General features: G+C 71.4%; 18 protein-coding genes. 8 read left to right on the top strand and 10 right to left on the bottom strand.

Annotation, left to right across the window (positions count from 1 at the left end):
- Positions 1-47: 47 nt before the first annotated feature.
- The gene (locus ACZ4S3_RS06930) at positions 48-1475 is read left to right on the top strand and encodes a metallopeptidase TldD-related protein (protein ID WP_467927146.1); all 1428 of its coding nucleotides are present in this window, start codon (positions 48-50) and stop codon (positions 1473-1475) included.
- Between the two features lie 112 nt (positions 1476-1587).
- The gene (gene tyrS / locus ACZ4S3_RS06925; RefSeq protein ID WP_467927144.1) at positions 1588-2991 is read left to right on the top strand and encodes a tyrosine--tRNA ligase; all 1404 of its coding nucleotides are present in this window, start codon (positions 1588-1590) and stop codon (positions 2989-2991) included.
- 69 nt (positions 2992-3060) lie between these two features.
- Here the strand turns inward: tyrS and ACZ4S3_RS06920 are convergent, their stop codons facing one another.
- Positions 3061-3339 (bottom strand): GlsB/YeaQ/YmgE family stress response membrane protein, encoded by a 279-nt coding sequence (locus ACZ4S3_RS06920; RefSeq protein ID WP_467927141.1) that lies wholly within the window; start codon positions 3337-3339, stop codon positions 3061-3063.
- Between the two features lie 233 nt (positions 3340-3572).
- Here ACZ4S3_RS06920 and ACZ4S3_RS06915 point away from each other — a divergent pair, with 233 nt between their 5' ends.
- Together ACZ4S3_RS06915 and ACZ4S3_RS06910 are read left to right on the top strand one after the other, a co-directional pair.
- A complete protein-coding gene (locus ACZ4S3_RS06915) occupies positions 3573-3977 on the top strand; it encodes a DUF3099 domain-containing protein (protein WP_467927139.1) in 405 nt (134 codons plus the stop codon).
- Positions 3978-4186: 209 nt separating this feature from the next.
- Positions 4187-4438, top strand: a complete 252-nt coding sequence (locus ACZ4S3_RS06910; RefSeq protein ID WP_467927137.1) for a hypothetical protein — start codon at positions 4187-4189, stop codon at positions 4436-4438.
- Between the two features lie 13 nt (positions 4439-4451).
- Here the strand turns inward: ACZ4S3_RS06910 and moaA are convergent, their stop codons facing one another.
- The 3 genes from moaA to ACZ4S3_RS06895 all read right to left on the bottom strand — a co-directional run bounded on the left by moaA (position 4452) and on the right by ACZ4S3_RS06895 (position 7614).
- Entirely contained in the window at positions 4452-5441 is a 990-nt protein-coding gene (gene moaA, locus ACZ4S3_RS06905) for a GTP 3',8-cyclase MoaA (protein ID WP_467927133.1), read from the bottom strand.
- Between the two features lie 188 nt (positions 5442-5629).
- Positions 5630-7252: a solute symporter family protein gene (locus ACZ4S3_RS06900; protein ID WP_467927129.1), complete on the bottom strand. Its 1623-nt coding sequence runs from the start codon at positions 7250-7252 to the stop codon at positions 5630-5632.
- Complete coding sequence (locus ACZ4S3_RS06895; protein ID WP_467927126.1) at positions 7249-7614, bottom strand: DUF485 domain-containing protein; 366 nt, start codon at positions 7612-7614, stop codon at positions 7249-7251. Before ACZ4S3_RS06895 ends, ACZ4S3_RS06900 begins: the two co-directional genes overlap by 4 nt.
- Positions 7615-7802: 188 nt before the next feature.
- On the opposite strand from ACZ4S3_RS06895, the gene ACZ4S3_RS06890 reads away from it, so the two are divergent.
- A complete protein-coding gene (locus tag ACZ4S3_RS06890) occupies positions 7803-7997 on the top strand; it encodes a hypothetical protein (protein ID WP_467927123.1) in 195 nt (64 codons plus the stop codon).
- A 176-nt stretch (positions 7998-8173) separates the two neighbouring features.
- Positions 8174-9688 carry a S8 family serine peptidase gene (locus tag ACZ4S3_RS06885; RefSeq protein ID WP_467927120.1) on the top strand — a complete coding sequence of 505 codons (1515 nt, stop codon included), beginning with the start codon at positions 8174-8176 and terminating at the stop codon, positions 9686-9688.
- 25 nt (positions 9689-9713) lie between these two features.
- Here the strand turns inward: ACZ4S3_RS06885 and ACZ4S3_RS06880 are convergent, their stop codons facing one another.
- From ACZ4S3_RS06880 to ACZ4S3_RS06855, 6 genes are all read right to left on the bottom strand, one after another.
- Positions 9714-10412 carry a lysoplasmalogenase gene (locus tag ACZ4S3_RS06880; protein WP_467927115.1) on the bottom strand — a complete coding sequence of 233 codons (699 nt, stop codon included), beginning with the start codon at positions 10410-10412 and terminating at the stop codon, positions 9714-9716.
- Positions 10409-11308: a sterol desaturase family protein gene (locus ACZ4S3_RS06875; RefSeq protein WP_467927112.1), complete on the bottom strand. Its 900-nt coding sequence runs from the start codon at positions 11306-11308 to the stop codon at positions 10409-10411. The genes ACZ4S3_RS06880 and ACZ4S3_RS06875 overlap by 4 nt, the downstream gene beginning before the upstream one ends.
- 149 nt (positions 11309-11457) lie before the next feature.
- Positions 11458-12711: an amidohydrolase family protein gene (locus ACZ4S3_RS06870; RefSeq protein ID WP_467927377.1), complete on the bottom strand. Its 1254-nt coding sequence runs from the start codon at positions 12709-12711 to the stop codon at positions 11458-11460.
- Positions 12712-12743: 32 nt separating this feature from the next.
- Positions 12744-14096, bottom strand: coding sequence for an amidohydrolase family protein (locus tag ACZ4S3_RS06865; protein WP_467927109.1), 1353 nt, complete (start codon positions 14094-14096; stop codon positions 12744-12746).
- Positions 14097-14128: 32 nt separating this feature from the next.
- Entirely contained in the window at positions 14129-15013 is an 885-nt protein-coding gene (locus ACZ4S3_RS06860; protein ID WP_467927107.1) for an SDR family NAD(P)-dependent oxidoreductase, read from the bottom strand.
- Complete coding sequence (locus ACZ4S3_RS06855) at positions 15013-15810, bottom strand: acetoacetate decarboxylase family protein (protein ID WP_467927104.1); 798 nt, start codon at positions 15808-15810, stop codon at positions 15013-15015. Before ACZ4S3_RS06855 ends, ACZ4S3_RS06860 begins: the two co-directional genes overlap by 1 nt.
- A 159-nt stretch (positions 15811-15969) precedes the next feature.
- Here ACZ4S3_RS06855 and ACZ4S3_RS06850 point away from each other — a divergent pair, with 159 nt between their 5' ends.
- Positions 15970-16602, top strand: coding sequence for a TetR/AcrR family transcriptional regulator (locus tag ACZ4S3_RS06850; RefSeq protein ID WP_467927102.1), 633 nt, complete (start codon positions 15970-15972; stop codon positions 16600-16602).
- 237 nt (positions 16603-16839) lie between these two features.
- Positions 16840-17871, top strand: coding sequence for a DEDDh family exonuclease (locus tag ACZ4S3_RS06845; protein ID WP_467927098.1), 1032 nt, complete (start codon positions 16840-16842; stop codon positions 17869-17871).
- The last annotated feature ends 67 nt before the right edge of the window (positions 17872-17938 follow it).

Raw genomic sequence — 17938 nt, 5'->3', positions numbered from 1 at the left:
CGTCCCCCGGGCAAGCACAGCCTCAACACGACGCAGGAGGCCGGTCGATGAGTTCCCGTAGGAGCCGCAGGAACGCCCCGCACGAGATCGTCGAGCGGGCCCTGGAGCTCTCCCGCGCGGACGGCTGTGTGGTCATCGCCGATGAGCACTCCAGCGCCAATCTGCGCTGGGCGGGCAATGCGCTCACCACCAACGGGGTCACCCGGGGCCGGACGCTGACCGTCATCGCGACGGTGGACGGCGGGCAGGGCACCGCCGGCGGTGTGGTCTCGCGGTCGGCGGTCACCGCGGACGACCTGGAGCCGCTGGTACGGGCCGCGGAGGCGGCCGCCCGGGACGCGGGGCCGGCCGAGGACGCGCAGCCCCTGGTGGCCGGCACGAAGGCGTCCGCCGACTTCACCGACGCGCCCGCCGAGACCTCCTCGGATGTCTTCGCGGCATTCGCACCGGCCCTCGGCGAGTCCTTCCAGCAGGCCCGCTCCGGCGGCCGCGAGCTGTACGGCTTCGCCCACCACGAGGTCGTCTCGTCCTACCTGGGCACCTCGGCCGGGCTGCGGCTGCGGCACGACCAGCCCACCGGAACGCTGGAGCTGAACGCCAAGTCTCCGGACCGTACCCGCTCGGCCTGGGCCGGGCGCGCCACCCGCGACTTCCGCGACGTGGACCCGCGGGAGATGGACGCGGAGCTGGGCCGGCGGCTGGCCTGGGCCGAGCGGCGCGTCGAGCTGCCGGCCGGCCGGTACGAGACGCTGCTGCCGCCGACCGCCGTGGCCGACCTGCTGATCTACCAGCTGTGGTCGTCCTCGGCCCGGGATGCCGTGGAGGGCCGTACGGTCTTCTCCAGGCCCGGCGACGGCGAGGGAGCCGCGCGTACCCGGCTGGGCGAGCGGCTCTGTGAGCTGCCGCTGACGCTGCGCAGCGATCCGGCGGCGGCGGGCCTGGAGTGCGCCCCGTTCGTCCTGGCGCACTCCTCCGGCGACGATGCGTCCGTCTTCGACAACGGGCTGCCGCTCACGGCCACCGACTGGGTGCGCGAGGGGGTGCTGAACCGGCTGCCGACCACCCGGCACAGCGCCGGGCTGACCGGCCTGCCGGTGGCACCGGGGATCGACAACCTCCTTCTGGAGGGGGGCGGTTCGCGTTCCCTGGACGAGATGGTGGCGGCGAGCGGCCATGACGGACCGGCGCTGCTGCTGACCTGCCTGTGGTACATCCGCGAGGTCGACCCGGCCACGCTGCTGCTGACCGGACTGACCCGCGACGGCGTCTACCTGGTCGACAAGGGAGAGGTGGTCGGCGAGGTCAACAACTTCCGCTTCAACGAGTCGCCGGTGGACTTGCTGTCGCGGGCGGTGGAGGCGGGCCGTACGGAGCGGACCCTGCCGCGCGAGTGGAGCGATGACTTCACCCGGGCCGCGATGCCCGCGCTGCGGATCCCGGATTTCCATATGAGCTCGGTCAGCCGGGGGGTGTGAACGGGCCGCCCGGCCGGGGAGGCGAGGGTGGGTGTACGTACACCGAATAGACTGGCCCCTTGCCTCCCCCTTGGGGACCACCCTTGGGGAACCACGATCGATCAGGAACGCCATGACACGCCTCGGCGAATCCGTCGCCCGCGCCACCACGCTGCTCTCCACCAATCTCTCCTCGGACGCCACCGTCCAGGAGCTGCTCCAGGAGACGGGCGCCCGGCGCTATCTCGACCTGACGGACCTGCCCGCCAAGGAGCAGGCCGAGCTGATCGCGGCCCGGACGGTCGAGGTCCTGCCGGGCGTGGACAAGCTGGCCGAGCGGATCGAGGAGCGCCGGGCGGCCGGCCAGGGCCTGCACATCAAGCTGGGCATCGACCCGACGGCGACCGATGTGCACCTGGGGCACGCGGTCCCGCTGATCATCCTGAGCCGGTTCCAGCGGCTGGGCCATGACGTCACGCTGATCATCGGCGACTTCACCGCCAAGATCGGTGACCCCTCGGGCCGTACCGCCGAGCGGCCGCCGCTCACCGACGAGGACATCGCGAACAACCTCGCCACCTACCGCGAACAGGTGCGCCCCTTCTTCGACTTCGAGAAGGTCAGCTTCCGCCAGAACAGCGAGTGGCTGGCGTCCTACACCTTCCCCGAGCTGCTCGCCCTGCTCGCCCACGTACCGGCCTCGCAGCTGCTGCAGCGCGAGGACTTCCGCAGCCGGCTGGCGGCCGGCTCGGGTCTGACCATGACCGAGCTGCTGTACCCCATCGCGCAGGGCCTGGACTCGGTGGCGCTGAACTGCGATGTGGAGCTGGGCGGCTCGGACCAGCTGCTCAATCTGCAGATGGCCCGCAAGCTGATGGAGCTGCGCGGGCAGACGCCGCAGCTGGTCGTCACCATGCCGCTGATCGAGGGCACGGACGGCACCGGCGCCAAGATGTCCAAGTCCAAGGGCAATTACGTCGGACTGAGCGCGCCCGCGGACGATGTCTTCGGCAAGATCATGTCGGTGCCGGACCGGCTGATGGAGCCATACCTCAAGGCCTGGACGGAGTGGACGGACGAGGAGATCGCGCTCGTCCTGGGCCGGGTCGGCGACCGCTCGCTGCACCCGATGGACCTCAAGAAGGTCCTCGCGGGTGAGGTCGTGGCGGCGCTGTACGGGCTGGAAGCGGCGATGGCCGCGCGGGCCGGGTTCGTCGCCCAGTTCTCCAAGAAGTCCTTCGCCGATGTCGAGTCCCTGCCGGTCGTCGATGTCGCCGAGCATGGCGGCGAGACGGTCGCGGCGGTGCTGACCCAGGTCCTCGGGTTCACCCCGAGCGCCTCGGCGGCGCGCCGGCTGGCCAAGCAGAACGCGCTGCGGCTGGTGGTGGAGGGCGAGGACGGCCAGCAGACCGTGGTGCTCGCCGAGGCGGAGTCGGTACGGCCGCTGACCGAGGTGCTGGCCGAGAAGCTGGCCGGCGCTCCGGGCACCGCCTACCTCAAGGCCGGGCGCAAGCTCGCGCAGCTCAAGGGCCGCTGAGCCGCAGGCACGCAACGGCGGCCGGTGCGCGCGTGTCGCGCACCGGCCGCCGCTGTCCGTCCGCGGGGCTCAGGTGGCATGTCTCTTGCCGCCGCGCAGGGAGACCCAGAGCCGGTCGCCCACGCCGACGATGATGACCGCGCCGATCAGCTGGAGCAGATGCCGGATCCAGTCGATGCCCTTGGTGTCATTGACCCCGATGCCGGTGGCCGCCCAGTTGCCCAGGACGCTGCCCAGCATGCCGAAGATCACGGTGAGCCAGAGGGGGATCTGCTGCTTGCCCGGGATGATGGCCTTGGCGATCAGGCCCAGGATCAGGCCCAGGATGATGGCCCACAACCAACTCATGTCGCCTCCTCATACGGCGCGGAGCAGGCCGCCGCGCAGGTAACCGTGCCCCGTCAGTGTCGCTCCGCATCACCTACGCCGCACGCCGGAGCGGCGGCTACGCAGGTTGCGCTGCCGGACCCCGGCATCCTTGGGCATGACCCGGTCTCGTAGGCGGCGCAAGTGCGGCGTACCGTGGGATCTGCCCGGAAAGCGGGGAGCGTCCGGCACAACTGACCAGGTGGTGGAACGTGATGCGGAAGCAGAGCAGTACCCAGGCCTTCCGGATCACCGGGGCGCGGCAGGGGCTGTCCGACGACGTAAAGGGACGGCAGCGCCGCTATGTGATTTCGATGGCGATCCGGAGCGTGGCGGTCGTGCTCACCGCCGTGCTGTGGAACATCGAGCGCCCGGTTGCCATTGCGACGCTGGTGCTGGGCATAGGACTCCCGTACGTCGCGGTCGTCATCGCCAACGCGGGCCGGGAGAACGTCCCTTCGCTTCCCTCCACCTTCGTCGCCCCTCCGGCCCGGCCCGCGCTGGGCCCCGGCGGCCAGGCCTCGGGCGGTCCGGCCTCCGGCGGTCAGGACGGTCCGGCGGAATCCGTTCCGGAGTCGGCGGAGGCGGACGCTCCGGACTCCGGGCGCGAGCGGAGCTGAGCGCACGCGTGAGTGCACACGTCTGCAAAGCTCAAGAAAAGCTCAGATCAATCATGCAGATCCGGTGCACCACGCACCATTCCCCGTGACATACTGCGTACGCGCTCCGCATCCCCCGTCGGAGCGACGGACCGACGCCGGGCGGCTCCCCCCGTGGCTGCCCGGCGTCGCCATGTCCGCTTCATGGTGCGGGACGTAGGGTTGAGGCCGTGAACTCCCCGAACCTCCTGAATCCGAACGCCGATGCGGGCGCCGTCATCTGCTCCGCCAAGGGCTGCCGTGCGGCCGCGGTGTGGGTGCTGGCCTGGAACAACCCGAAGCTGCACACCCCGGACCGCCGTAAGACATGGCTGGCGTGCGAGGAGCACCGGGAGCACCTCTCGCAGTTCCTCGGCGTACGCGGCTTCTTGAAGGACGTGGTGACGCTCGAGGAGTGGGAGGCGTCGGCCGCCGGGCAGTGACCCCGGCGGGCGCTCAGCCGCCGATCGCGGACATCGGGCGCTCGGGCTGCAGGAAGGACGGGTCGTCCAGTCCGGAGCCCGCCTTCTTGCCCCACATCGCCAGCTTCCAGATCCGGGCGATCTCGGAGTCGGGGGCGTCGGAGCGCAGGGCGGCGCGCAGGTCCGTCTCCTCGGTGGCGAACAGGCAGGTACGGATCTGGCCGTCGGCCGTCAGGCGCGTACGGTCGCAGGCGCGGCAGAACGGGCGGGTGACGGAGGCGATGACGCCGACGCGGTGCGGGCCGCCGTCGACGATCCAGCGCTCGGCGGGCGCGGCGCCGCGCTCCTCCTGGCCCTCGGGGGTGAGCGCGAAGCGGGTGCGCAGCGAGGCGAGGATGTCGCCGGCGGTGATCATGCCGTCGCGCTTCCAGCCGTGTTGGGCGTCCAGCGGCATCTGCTCGATGAAGCGGAGTTCGTAGTCGTTCTCGACCGCCCAGGCGAGCAGGTCGGGGGCCTCGTCGTCGTTGAGGCCCGGCATCAGGACGGTGTTGACCTTGACCGGGGTGAGGCCGGCGGCGCGGGCCGCCTCCAGGCCGCGCAGTACGTCGTCGTGCCGCTTGCGGCGGGTCAGCGCCTGGAAGACGTCGGGCCGCAGGGTGTCGAGGGAGACGTTGACGCGGTCGAGGCCGGCGTCGCGCAGTGCGGTGGCGGTGCGCTGGAGGCCTATGCCGTTGGTGGTCAGGGACATCTGGGGGCGCGGGGTGAGCCGCGCGACGCGCTCGACGATGCCGACCAGGCCGGGGCGGAGCAGCGGCTCACCGCCGGTGAAGCGGACCTCTTCGATCCCGAGGTCGGTGACCGCGATGCGGATGAGGCGGACGATCTCGTCGTCGGTGAGCAGATCCGGCTTGGCGAGCCATTGCAGGCCCTCTTCGGGCATGCAGTACGTGCACCGCAGATTGCAGCGGTCGGTCAGCGAAACGCGCAGGTCGGTGGCCACGCGGCCGTAAGTGTCGATGAGCACAGGGCCCCCTCCCCGATGGTGGTTGATCGGTTGCCTTCGGCGGTGGATCAGTACGCTCTCGAGACTACGCGATGGCTCCGCCGCTGAGCAGGGCGAAGAAGCACGAGGTGGGCGGGGTGGCGTCGTAGATCTCTACGACGCCACCCCGCCCCTTGGCTGTACGGACGGCTGAAAGGGCCGCCGGATGCCTAGTGGGCTCCGGTTCCGGTCAGCGCGCGCACCTCCAGCTCGGCGTACTTCTTGACGTCCGGCTCCTCCTTCGAGAGCAGGGAGCCGAGCCAGCCGAGCAGGAAGCCCAGCGGGATGGAGATCAGGCCGGGGTTCTCCAGCGGGAAGACGTCGAAGTGCGCGCCGGGGAACATCGAGGTCTCCTTGCCGGAGACAACCGGGGAGAAGAGGACCAGCAGGACGGAGGAGGCGAGACCGCCGTAGATGGACCACAGGGCGCCCTGGGTGGTGAAGCGCTTCCAGAACAGGCTGTAGAGGAGGGTCGGAAGGTTGGCGGAGGCGGCGACCGCGAAGGCGAGCGCCACCAGGCCGGCGACGTTCAGGCCGCGGGCGAAGACGCCCAGCACGATGGCGACGGCGCCGATGCCGACGGTCGCCCACCGGGCCGCGCCGACCTCTTCCTTCTCGGTGGCCTCGCCCTTGCGGATCACATTGACGTAGATGTCGTGGGCGAAGGACGAGGACGAGGCGAGGGTGAGGCCGGCGACCACCGCGAGGATCGTCGCGAAGGCGACCGCGGAGATGACCGCGAGCAGCACCGCGCCGCCGGTGGATCCGGCGCCGCCGCCGATCACCTCGGCGAGCTGCGGGGCCGCGGTGTTGCCGGCCTTGTTGGCGGCGGTGATCGCCTCGGGCTTGATCAGGGCGGCGGCGCCGAAGCCGAGCGCGATGGTCATCAGGTAGAAGACGCCGATGATGCCGATCGCCCAGTTCACGGACTTCCGGGCGGCCTTGGCGGTGGGGACCGTGTAGAAGCGGATGAGGATGTGCGGCAGGCCCGCGGTACCCAGGACGAGGGCGATGCCCAGCGAGATGAAGTCGATCTTCGAGGTGGCGGTGGCGCCGTACTTGAGGCCGGGCTCCAGGAAGGCGGCGCCCTTGCCGCTGTTCTCGGCGGCGGCGCCGAGCAGCGAGGAGATGTTGAAGTCGAACTTGAGGGCCACCAGGAACGTGATCAGCAGGGTGCCGGCGATCAGCAGCACCGCCTTGACCATCTGGACCCAGGTGGTGCCCTTCATGCCGCCGATGGTGACGTAAAGGATCATCACGATGCCGACGAGGACGACGACCAGGATCTTGCCCGCCTCGCTGGTGATGCCCAGGAGGAGGGTGACCAGGGCGCCCGCGCCGGCCATCTGGGCGAGCAGGTAGAAGATCGAGACGACGATGGTGGACGTGCCGGCGGCCGTACGGACCGGGCGCTGGCGCATCCGGTAGGCGAGGACGTCGCCCATGGTGAAGCGGCCGGAGTTGCGCAGCGGTTCGGCCACCAGGAGGAGCGCGACGAGCCAGGCGACGAGGAAGCCGATGGAGTAGAGGAAGCCGTCGTAGCCGAAGAGGGCGATGGCGCCGGCGATGCCGAGGAAGGACGCGGCGGACATGTAGTCGCCGGAGATGGCCAGGCCGTTCTGGAAGCCGCTGAACTGGCGGCCGCCGGCGTAGAAGTCCTCCGCGCCCTTGGTCTGCCGGCCGGCCCAGATGGTGATGCCGAGGGTGGCGGCGACGAAGACCGCGAAGAGGGTGATGATCAGGGCGCGGTGCTCGCCCGCGCCGCCGGCCGCGAGGTGCTGGGTGAGGTTCATGCGTCATCCTCCTTGCGGAGGGTGACGCTCTCCAGGCGGGACTTGATGGCGTCGGCCTTGGGGTCGAGCTTCGCGGCGGCGTGCCGCGAGTACCACCAGGCGATCAGGAACGTCGTGACGAACTGGGCGAGGCCGAGGACGAAGGCGACATTGACGTTGCCGAAGACCTTGGTGGCCATGAAGCCGCCGGCGTAGCTCGACAGCAGCACGTACACGAGGTACCAGAGGATGAAGGCGAGGGTGAGCGGGAAGGTGAACGAACGGTGCGCGCGGCGCAGTTCGGTGAATTCCGTGCTCGACTGCACCTGGCGGTAGTCGGGCGGCTCGTGCGTCCCCGGTTCGAAGGTGGGTGCGGCGCTCACGGATTCTCCTGACGCGTAGAGGCTGGTACCGAGGCCGACAATAAGGCCCGGATAAGTGACGTGGATCACGCATCGTAGAGCTGCGGGTACCGATACGACAGGGGGCGACCAGGGGAAATCGCGGGGAAAAATCGCAGGAATGCCGCCCTGGGCCGCCACCGCCGTGCGGGCGCTTCGTTGAGCCGGTTGTGACTCCGCCGCCCGCGCAGGCCCCGCAGCCCTCCGGTCCCCGTCGGCAGCCCTACGGCAGCATCCGGCTGCCCGCCCCGCTCGCCGTCGCTCCGGTGACACGGCGCCCCTCCGGGGCACCGCCGCGCCGCTGGTACGGCCCACGCGTCACGCTGGCCCCACTGAGCATCGGCACCCTGCGGCGCGGGGCCTGACACCCCTCCCCCGCGGCTGCGGCCGGACGTGACGTGACGTCAATTTGCCATCCCTGACGGGTTTTTTCCCGGTTCCATTGCTGAGTGTCGGTGATCGCCGATAGCTTCACGTCTCATTGCATCCGCCCGTGCGCACACCCGTGCACGGGCGGTCTCACGGATGATGTGGAGTACCCATGGCTCATCCCCGATCCAGACGTGTGCGGGCGCTGGCTCTCCCGCTCGGACTGGCTCTGACGGCGTCCCTCGGCCTTCTTTCGAGTGCGGCCACCGCCGCGCCGCGGGACCTCGCCCCCGCCGCCGCGGTCTCGGCCGACGGCCCGCTGCTGTCGTACGTCGTGAACACCACGCCGGACCACGCCACGGTCGGCAAGGTACGGAAGGCGATAACCGAGGCCGGCGGGAAGGTGATCATCGCGCATGAGCAGATAGGCGTGATCGTCGTCCACTCGGCCAACCCCCGTTTCGCTCAGTCCCTGCGCACCGTGCCGGGCGTGCAGTCCGCGGGCGCGACCCGTACCGCGCCGCTCAAGGCGTCCGGCACCACCGACGTCGGCAAGCCGCACAAGATCGACCTGTCGAAGTCCCAGCTCAAGGCGGCATCCGCGACGGCGAAGGCGAACGGCGAGGAGCCGCTCGAACCGCTCCAGTGGGACCTGCCCGCCATCAAGGCCGACAAGGCCGCGAAGGTGAACCCCGGCAGCAGGAACGTCACCGTCGGCATCATCGACACCGGTGTGGACGACACCCACCCGGACCTCAGGGCCAACTTCTCCGCCAAGCAGTCCGCCAACTGCGTGGGCGGCGTGGCCGATACGTCCAAGGGTTCCTGGCGCCCCTGGGACCCGGACACCGACTACCACGGCACGCATGTCGCCGGCACGATCGCCGCGGCCCGTAACGGTGTGGGTGTGGCGGGCGTCGCCCCCGGTGTGAAGATCTCCGCCATCAAGGTCAGCGAGCCCAGGACGAGCCTGTTCTACGCCGAGAGCGTGGTCTGCGCCTTTGTCTTCGCGGCCGACCACGGCGTCGAGGTCACCAACAACAGCTATTACGTCGACCCGTGGATGTTCAACTGCAAGGATGACGCCGATCAGGCCGCGATCATTGACGCGGTCGGCCGGGCCGCGAAGTACGCCCAGGGCAAGGGTGTCCTCAACGTCGCCGCGGCCGGCAACTCCGGCCTGGACCTCGCGGCCGACAAGCTCACCGACACCGGGAGCCCCAACGACTCGACGCCCGTCGAGCGCACCATCGACCCCAAGACCTGCTGGGACGTGCCCACCCAGCTGCCGGGCACGGTGACCGTCGCCGCGACCGGGGTGCACAACGCCAAGTCCTACTACTCGAACTACGGCCTGGGCCAGATCGATGTGGCGGCCCCGGGCGGCGACTCGCGGCAGGTGCCCGAGCTGCCCGCCAAGAACGGCAACATCCTCTCCACCATGCCGGGCGGCGACTGGGCCTACCTGGCGGGTACGTCCATGGCGACCCCGCATGTCGCGGGTGTGGCGGCGCTCTTGAAGAGCACGCACCCCAAGTCCGGCCCGCAGGAGATCCAGTGGCTGCTCAAGGAGCAGGCGGACAACCCCGGCTGCCCCACGGATGACGCCACCTGCACCGGCACCAAGCACGTCAACAGCCACTTCGGCTACGGCATCGTCGATGCGCTGGACGCGGTGAAGAAGTAGGGCACGCGATATCCCGGCGGTCGCCTCAGGCGGTGACCGCCGTGGGGGGCCGGGTGGTTCGCCGCCCGGCCCGCTCCGCGTCCGTGGCCGCCCGCAGCACCCCCTCGGCCAGCGCGACCTGCGCCGCCGCATAGGTGAGCATGATCCAGAACTGGGGGGCCGGCAGCTGCGGCCAGTGCGCGATACCGCTCGCGATCAAGGTGTCGGAGAGCAGGAAGAGCAGCCCGCCGGCCGCCGCCCGCGGGCCCGCGCGGAGCGCGCCGAAGGCCATCGCGGTCAGCAGAAGGCTGTAGCCGGCGACCGGGATACGCAGGTCGGGCGGCAGGTCCGGCCACAGGAACGAGACGGTCGCGGCCAGGACGACGGCGTAACCGCCGCCGAAGGTCCCCGTACGGGCCCGTCCGCCCACGGCCGTGCCGTGCCGTGCGCAGAGCACCAGATAGCAGAGGTGCCCGGCGGCGAACGACGCCATCCCCACCAGGAAGAGCGTGTCGCCGCCGAACTGGAGGAAGGTGTCGCCGCCACAGCCGAACAACAGGGCGCCGGCGAGCAGCACGGGGCCGCCGCGGGCCAGCACCGATGCGGCGAGCACCGGCATCAGGACAGGCTTGGTGAGGTGCGCGACGGTGGTGGCTCCGGCGAGCAGCGCCCCGAGGTGGACGACGGCGAGCACGGCGAAGGCGCCCAGCAGGGGCCGTACGGCGCGGGGCCGGCGGGCCGTCACGCCACGGTCTCCTCGACGGAGGCGGCGGCGCCCGGTTGCCTGCGGACCTCTCCCGCCCCGGCCCGCGCGGCCGGCTGCCAGCCCGGCCCCCGGAAGATGCGCCCCGCGCGCTCGCGCCAGCTGTCCGCCGCCCGTACGTCGCGGGCGATGGCGGCGTACTCGTGGGTGGCCACCCGGATCGGGTTGTAGGTCTCGATGTTCTTGGTGAGGCCGTAGACGGGCCGCTCGGTCTCGGGGACGAACGAGCCGAACATCCGGTCCCAGATGATCAGGATCCCGCCGAAGTTACGGTCCAGATAGCCGCCCTGCGAGGCGTGGTGGACCCGGTGGTGGGAGGGCGTGTTGAGCACGAACTCGAAGGGCCTGGGCAGCTTGTCGACCCGCTCGGTGTGCACCCAGAACTGGTAGACGAGATTGGCTCCGGAGGTGAACGCGATCGCCGCCGGGTGCACGCCGAGGGCGACCATCGGGACGTAGAACGGCCAGACGGTCCAGGTCGTCCAGGGCTGGCGCAGCGCGGTGGTGAGGTTGAAATTCCTGCTGGAGTGGTGCACCACATGGCAGGCCCACAGGATGCGGATGACGTGGTGCCCGCGGTGCGACCAGTAGTAGAAGAAGTCCTGGGCGAGCAGCATCAGCAGCAGCGTCCACCAGAGCACGGGGACACGCAGCGGGGTCAGTTCATAGACCGCGGCGTAGATCGCCACGATCGGTATCTTCCACAGCGTGTCGAACACCAGGCTGCCAAGGCCCATGCCGACGCTGGTGGCGGCGTCCTTGGCCGCGTAGCCCGCCGCGTCCTCGTCGGGATGCAGGCGATAGCTCACCATCTCCACGACGGTGAGCAGAACGAAGGCGGGTACGGACCACAACACGACATCGGGCAGGTGCGGCATGCCCCGCACCATAAATGCGGTGACGGGGGCACCGCTAGGGGTTGTTACTCAGAAGTATGTGAGACGCGCCGTCAGCTGCGGGGCGGGACGTACCGCCGGTAGCCCCCGCCGGGCCCCGCCCGCAGGGGCGAGGCCCGTGGGCCCGCTGCTCACCACACCCGCACCGACCCGCCCGCCGCGAACGCCGGGCTCGTCGCGTCCGGCGGGATCTTGTCCAGCGGTTCGGCGATCTCGGCGACCGTGGGGCCGACGCGGGCCGCTATCGCGTCGAGGCGGGTGAGGTCGAAGCCGTAGACGCGGGCGGCGTTGGTGGCGAGCATGGCGGCGGTCTCGTCCGTGGGCAGGCCCGCGTAGGCCAGGCGCAGGGCCTCGCGGGAGTAGGGCGGGGTGCCTTCGTCGTGCGGGTAGTCGCTGCCCCACATGATCTTGTCGAGGCCGATGCGGTGGCGGAGCGGGACCTCATGGGGGCGCATGAAGCTGGCGCCCACGAAGCAGTTGTCGCGCCAGACGGCGCCGGGGGTCTCCCCCATGGCCTCGGCGAGGCCGGCGCCGAATCTGGCCTCGGCGGTGGCCGCGCGGGTGGAGGCCGCCACCAGGCGGTCGTGGTAATAGTCCAGCATGTCCAGGATGCCCGGGATCCAGCCGGAGCCCTGTTCGGTGAGGACGAGGCGCAGGCCGGGGTGGCGGCGGAAGGCTCCGCCGAAGATGAGGTGCCACAGGGCGCGGTGCGAGAACCAGGTGGTCTCGACCATGAAGACGGCGCGGGCGGCGGGTTCGTCGCCCAGCGGCGGGGAGGCCGAGCCGCCGTGGTGGTTGACCGGGACGTCCAGTTCGGCGCAGGCCGCCCAGAGGGGGTCGTAGACCTCGGAGTGGAGTTCGGGGAGGCCGGAGCCGGGCGGGGTGCCGGGCAGGAGGATGCCGCCGGTCAGGCCCGCCTCCTTGGTGCGGCGGACTTCTCGTACGGCCTCGTCGACGTCGTTGAGGAGGATCTGGGCGACGCCCGCCCGGCGGCCGGGAGCCTGGGCGCAGAAGTCGGCGAGCCAGCGGTTGTGGGCGCGCAGGCCCGCCCAGCGCAGCGCGAACTCCTCGCGGGTGGGGGCCGGGGCCATCAGGGAGGCGGAGGGGAAGAACGGCGGGATGGTGTTGGGGAAGACGACCTCGGCGACGATGCCGTCGGCCTCCTGCTCGGCCAGCCGCCGGGCGGAGTTCCAGTTGCGGTCGGCGGTGTCGGCGAGCAGGTCCTCGTGCGGGTTGACGTAGCCGGCGGCCCAGGCGTCGAAGGCCTCGTGGTGCCGGGACTCCAGGTAGGGGCGGTAGTCGAGGAGGTCGGCGCCGGCGTGGCAGTCGGCGGAGATGACCGTGTAGCGGTCGGTCGCGGGGGCGCCGGTCGCAGGGTCGGTCACCGGGGCACTGACGAGGTCATGCACGGGGTCACTCACGGGGTCACTCCCAAGGTCGGGAAATCGCGGTCGGTGAGCCAGTGGCGGCCCGCTTCGCGGGAGTGGGCCCAGGAGTTCTCCACGGCCAACTGGTCGGCGGGCTGGCCGAGTTCGGCGGGGGTCGGGCCGATACGGCGGGCCAGCGGGGCCAGCTCGGCGGTGTCGAAGCCGAAGGCCTCGGCGGCGGCCAGGCCGAGCATCCGGCGGGTCTCGGCCACCGGGATGTCATGGAAGGTCTTCCTCAGCCAGCTGCGGGTGTCGGGCCAGGTGCCCTCGGGGTGCGGGAAGTCGCTGCCCCAGAGGATGTTGTCGACGCCGATCTCGTAGCGCTGGGCCAGTTCGCGGCGTTTGGTGTTGGTGGCGCAGACGAAGATCTGGCGGTCCAGGTACTCGTGCGGGGGGCGTTTGAGGGCTGCGAACGGCGAGAGTTTCTTGCCGCCGTGGGCACCGAGGTAGAGGCGGTCCATGAACCACAGGAGGTTCGGCAGCCACCAGCAGCCGGATTCGGCCACGCCGAACTTCAGCCCCGGGTGGCGTTCGAAGACACCGGACCACAGAAGGAACCAGAGGGGGCGGGCCGGCCACCAGGTCACCTCGGAGACGTAGATGCCGAGGTGATCGCCGTATTCCTGGCGGGGCGCGGCGCCGGAGTGGGTCAGCACCGGCATCGCGCAGTCGGCGGCCGCGGCCCAGACCGGGTCGTACCGGCGGTCGTGGTACGGCTCCTTGTCGCCCCACATGGACGGGATCATCAGCGCACCGAGTCCGGACTCCTTGGCGCGGTGGATCTCGGCGACGACCGTGCCGGTGTCGGCCGTGATGGGCAGCAGCGCGACGCCGCAGTGCCGTTCGGGGTGTTCGGAGACGAAGTCGGCGAGCCAGCGGTTGTGGGCCTGCGCGCCCGCCATGCCGAGGTCGGGGTCCTGGTCGCCGGTCAGGCCCAGGCCCACGCCGAAGGGGGCCGCCGTACCGCTGTCGACGGCATCCGCGTCCGGGAAGACGACCTCCGCCGCCACACCGTCGCCGTCGAGTTCCTTCAGGCGCTGGGCGCAGTCCCAGCCGCCGCGCAGGCCCTCGGAGTTGTCGGCGAACCACTTGGCGGCGAAGGCGTCGTTGCGGATGCCGAGGCGGGTGGCTTCCGCGCGGCGGGCGTCGCGCTCGCCGAGGAAGTCGTCGAAGGCGCGGTGGAAACGGGCATCGAGGTAGGGCCGGTACTCCTCGGTGGGCAGCCCGGCGTGGCAGTCGGAGGAGATGATCAGGTACGGATCCTGGCCGGGGTCATGGTCCGGGCCCTGGCCTGGGTGCTGGTCCGGGTCGTGGCCGGGGCGCTGGTCCGGGGCATCGCTCATTGCGGTTCCCTCACTCGTCGGTCGGGCACTCGTCAGCCGAGGATGAAGTTCTCCAGGTACGCGGGCGCCGCGCGGTCGAGCATCGAGGCGGCGCGGGCGCGGATCTGGGCGTCGGTGTGTTCGCTGGGCGGCAGCATCCAGAAACGGCCGGCCCGGATGCCGTCCACGACCTGCGCCGCGACGTCCTCGACCGGCGTGAAGGTGATCTCCCGCCCGGCCTCGCGCATCGCCGCCTCCCACTGCGCCAGGCTGCGGTACGGCGACCGGCGCGGCCGGGACTTGGCGTACCGCTCGGGCCGGTTGCGGTGCGATTCCCACAGGCCGGTGCGGAGCATGTGCGGACCGGGGAAGAGGACCGAGGCACCGACGGCGGCGCGCTCGGCCGTCAGATGGGCGTGGAGCGATTCGGTCATGGTCACCACTGCCGCCTTGGTGACGGCGTAGACGGAGGCGGTGGGCAGCGGCGCGATACCGCCGTCCGTCGAGGAGGTGTTGACGACGTGGCCGGGCTCACCGGCCGCCAGCATCCGCGGCAGAAAACACTGCACACCGTGGAAGACGCCCCATACGTTCACCGCGAACGCCCATTGCCAGTCGTTGGGGTCGTGTTCCCACATCCGGCCCTCGGCGCCGGAGCCCACCCCGGCGTTGTTGCACAGGAGATGGACCGCGCCGAAGGTGTCGTACGCCGCGTCGGCGAGGGCGGCGACCTCTTCGCGTACGCCCACGTCCACGGTGCGCGCCAGCACCTCGGCGCCGTCCGCCATCAGCTCGTCGGCGGCGGCGCGCAGCGGCTCCTCCTCGACGTCCGCGAGCACGACCCTGAGGCCCTCCGCGGCGAAGCGGCGCGCCATGGCCAGTCCGATACCGCTCGCGGCGCCGGTGACGACCGCGACCTGTCCCGCGCGCAGCCGCATCACACGCTCCCCTCGGGCGGCCCGTCGAGGATCTGCTGCGGGTCGTCGTAGCGCTGGTGGATGTAGGGCAGCAGGGCCTGGGCGCTGACCCGTTCGGCGACCCTGCCCCTCTGGTCGGTGGTCTTCTCGCCGATGGTGATCTCGACGAGGGCGCGTACGGGGAGGTCGGCGACGGGGTCGTACACCGAGTCGCGCAGGACCACGTCCCCGGTGATCCGCTCGAGTTTGCGGACCTTCTCGTTGCGGACGCAGTGCACCAGTACGGGGTCGAGGTCGAAGCCCGAACCGTCCACGGCGGGGAGGAACTTGAAGTAGAAGTCGGTCTTCTTCGCCGGCTCCGGCAGGGGAAGCGGGGCGCCGACCGCGCCGCGGATCTCGACGAAGGCGATGCCGTGGCGGGCGAGCGCGGCGCGGACGACCGGCCCCTCGCGCTCCACGGTGACCTCGCCCAGCTTCTTGGGCTCGCCGAAGACCTCGCGGCCGCCGGTCAGGGCCCGCTCGTGGGTCATCGGCATGACGAGCGGATACCAGCCCTCGACGCCGTGGTGCGCGGCCGCCACGGCGACCGAGCCCGCGCCCAGGGGGTAGCCGGGCAGATCGACGGCGGAGACGGTGACGCGGACCAGGGGGCGGCTGGTGGGTTCGAGCGGCGGTGGCAGAACGGCGGCGACCACGTCCGGGTCGGTCTCCCAGACGGCCACCACGCCGGTGGACCAGATGTCGGGGAGCTGGGCGCTCGCGGTGCGCGCGGCGGCGATCTCCCTCTCGGTGCGCGCTCCGTAGCGTATGCGTGCCATGTCGTACCGCCCTTCGTCGTGGGGGACTTGCGGGGGTCGGGACGTACGGGGGCGTGGGCGGCGCCGGTTACGCCGTTACGCCTGTAACACTGTTACACCGAGCGGGGCGAAGGGTAAAGAGCCTTGCGCGCAAGGGAGTTGTGGGGGTAGGTGGAGGCCATGACACGTACCGCGCTGACCAGCGAAGAGGTTCTGACGACGGCCGCCCGGCTGGTACGGGCGCACGGCCCGGGGGCGCTGACCATGCGCCGGCTCGCCACCGAGCTGGGCACCGCCGTCACCTCCATCTACTGGCACGTCGGCAACCGCGAGTCGCTGCTGGACGCCCTGGTGGAGCGCACCGTCCGGGAGATGGGCGAGATCCGTCCCACCGGCGGGACGCCGCACGCCCGGATCGTCTCGGTGGCCCGCGCGCTGCGTACGGCACTGCGCGAGCGCCCGCATCTGATCGCGATGGTGCATGAACGCGGCCTGACGGAGCGGATGTTCCTGCCCGCGCAGCAGGCGCTGGTCCACGAGGTGCACGCCGCCGGACTGCGCGGGGAGCTCGCGGCCGAAGCGGTACGGGCGGTGCAGTTCCAGGTCGTCGGATTCGTCCTGATCGAGCGCAACCGGGAACGGGCACCGAAGCAGCACCCCAGCGAGGGCGAGCTGTGGGACTCCCCCGCCGCGGAGCACGATCCGGCGCTGGCCCGCGCGCTGGCCGGTCCCGCCGACCCCGAACGGCTCTTCGTGGTCTGCCTCGATGCGCTGGTGGGGTCGCTGCTGGCGCCGGGAGCGGCGGCCCCGTAGCCGGCGGCCCGCCGCACCGCCCGGCGTGCCCGGCCGTCACCTCATCGAGCGGTACACCGGCCGCGGCCGGGTCACTCTCCGGGGCCCGGCCGGGCGTGCCGCCGCCCGCACCGACGGGCGCGGAAGGGGCGCGGAACGGGGCGCGGAATCGGGTGTGGTCGCGCCGGCCGCTCACGACGGCGGTGCGGTGGCTGTCAGTGGCGGCCCGTATCCTCAGTGACCATGCTCGAAGACCGCATGGCAGCAGCTCCCCCGATCGCGCCCGAGACCGCGCCGAAGATCGGGCAGCAGCCGGGCCCGCAGACGCCGCCGGCTCCCTGGCCGGACGGGTATCCCCAGGGATACGCGGTGGTCGACGTGGAGACCACCGGCCTGGCCCGCGACGACCGGATCATCTCCGCCGCGGTGTACCAACTCGACGCACACGGCGAGGTGCAGGACCACTGGTACACCCTCGTCAATCCGCAGCGGGACCCGGGCCCGGTCTGGATCCACGGCCTCACCAGTGACGTGCTGGCCGACGCGCCGCTCTTCCCGGAAATCGTCCCGGAACTGTCCCGGCGCCTCGCGGACCGTGTGCTGGTCGCGCACAACGCCATGTTCGACTGGTCGATGATCGCCCGGGAGTACGCCCGCGCCGAGGCGACCGCCCCGGTGCGCCAGCGGCTGTGCACCATCGCGCTCTCCAAGGAACTGCGGCTGCCGCTGCCCAACCACAAGCTGGAGTCCCTCGCGGCCCACTACGGCGTCGTACAGGAACGCGCTCACCACGCCCTCGACGACGCCCGGGTGCTGGCCGAGGCCTTCCGCCCCAGCCTGCGCCGGGCCGCGCGGGAGAAACTGCGGCTGCCGCTGCTCAGCTGCCAGCCCCTGACGGAGTGGTCGGACTCACCCGCTCCCCGGCAGCATTCCTCCGCCTCGTCCTACCGCCCCACCTCCTGGCGGCCGTCCCGCAAGCGCCCGGCGTGCCCGTATCCCAACCCGGGGCGCTATGCGGCGGGCGGGCGGCTGGTCCAGGGGATGCGGGTGGCGTTCTCCGGCGACACCTCCGTGGACCGCGAGCTGCTGGAGGACCGCGCCGTCGAGGCGGGGCTGCATGTCGCCACAAGCATGTCCCGGCTGACCAGCCTGCTGGTGACCAACGACCCGGACGCGCAGACGTCGAAGACCGCCAAGGCCGCCCGGTTCGGCACGGTCGTGGTCGACGAGGCGGCCTTCATGCAGCTGCTGCGGGACGTGGAGCCGGCCGCGCCCGCCGCACCGGCGTAACCGGCGGATTCGGCACCTGCGTCCGGGTGAAGCCCGGCCAACACACCCGCCCGCACCGCGTTCCCCG

This window comes from Streptomyces sp. NPDC028368 (genome assembly GCF_055565615.1).
This window is presented reverse-complemented; position numbering and strand designations above follow the sequence as displayed.

Coding starts and splice junctions, on each gene's coding strand:
- ACZ4S3_RS06900 (WP_467927129.1), bottom strand. CDS start 7,252: ATGAACCTCACCCAGCACCTCGCGGCCGGCGGCGCGGGCGAGCACCGC.
- ACZ4S3_RS06845 (WP_467927098.1), top strand. CDS start 16,840: ATGGCAGCAGCTCCCCCGATCGCGCCCGAGACCGCGCCGAAGATCGGG.
- ACZ4S3_RS06865 (WP_467927109.1), bottom strand. CDS start 14,096: ATGAGCGATGCCCCGGACCAGCGCCCCGGCCACGACCCGGACCAGCAC.
- ACZ4S3_RS06915 (WP_467927139.1), top strand. CDS start 3,573: ATGCGGAAGCAGAGCAGTACCCAGGCCTTCCGGATCACCGGGGCGCGG.
- ACZ4S3_RS06875 (WP_467927112.1), bottom strand. CDS start 11,308: ATGCCGCACCTGCCCGATGTCGTGTTGTGGTCCGTACCCGCCTTCGTT.
- ACZ4S3_RS06920 (WP_467927141.1), bottom strand. CDS start 3,339: ATGAGTTGGTTGTGGGCCATCATCCTGGGCCTGATCCTGGGCCTGATC.
- tyrS (WP_467927144.1), top strand. CDS start 1,588: ATGACACGCCTCGGCGAATCCGTCGCCCGCGCCACCACGCTGCTCTCC.
- ACZ4S3_RS06860 (WP_467927107.1), bottom strand. CDS start 15,013: ATGCGGCTGCGCGCGGGACAGGTCGCGGTCGTCACCGGCGCCGCGAGC.
- ACZ4S3_RS06930 (WP_467927146.1), top strand. CDS start 48: ATGAGTTCCCGTAGGAGCCGCAGGAACGCCCCGCACGAGATCGTCGAG.
- ACZ4S3_RS06885 (WP_467927120.1), top strand. CDS start 8,174: ATGGCTCATCCCCGATCCAGACGTGTGCGGGCGCTGGCTCTCCCGCTC.
- ACZ4S3_RS06855 (WP_467927104.1), bottom strand. CDS start 15,810: ATGGCACGCATACGCTACGGAGCGCGCACCGAGAGGGAGATCGCCGCC.
- ACZ4S3_RS06850 (WP_467927102.1), top strand. CDS start 15,970: ATGACACGTACCGCGCTGACCAGCGAAGAGGTTCTGACGACGGCCGCC.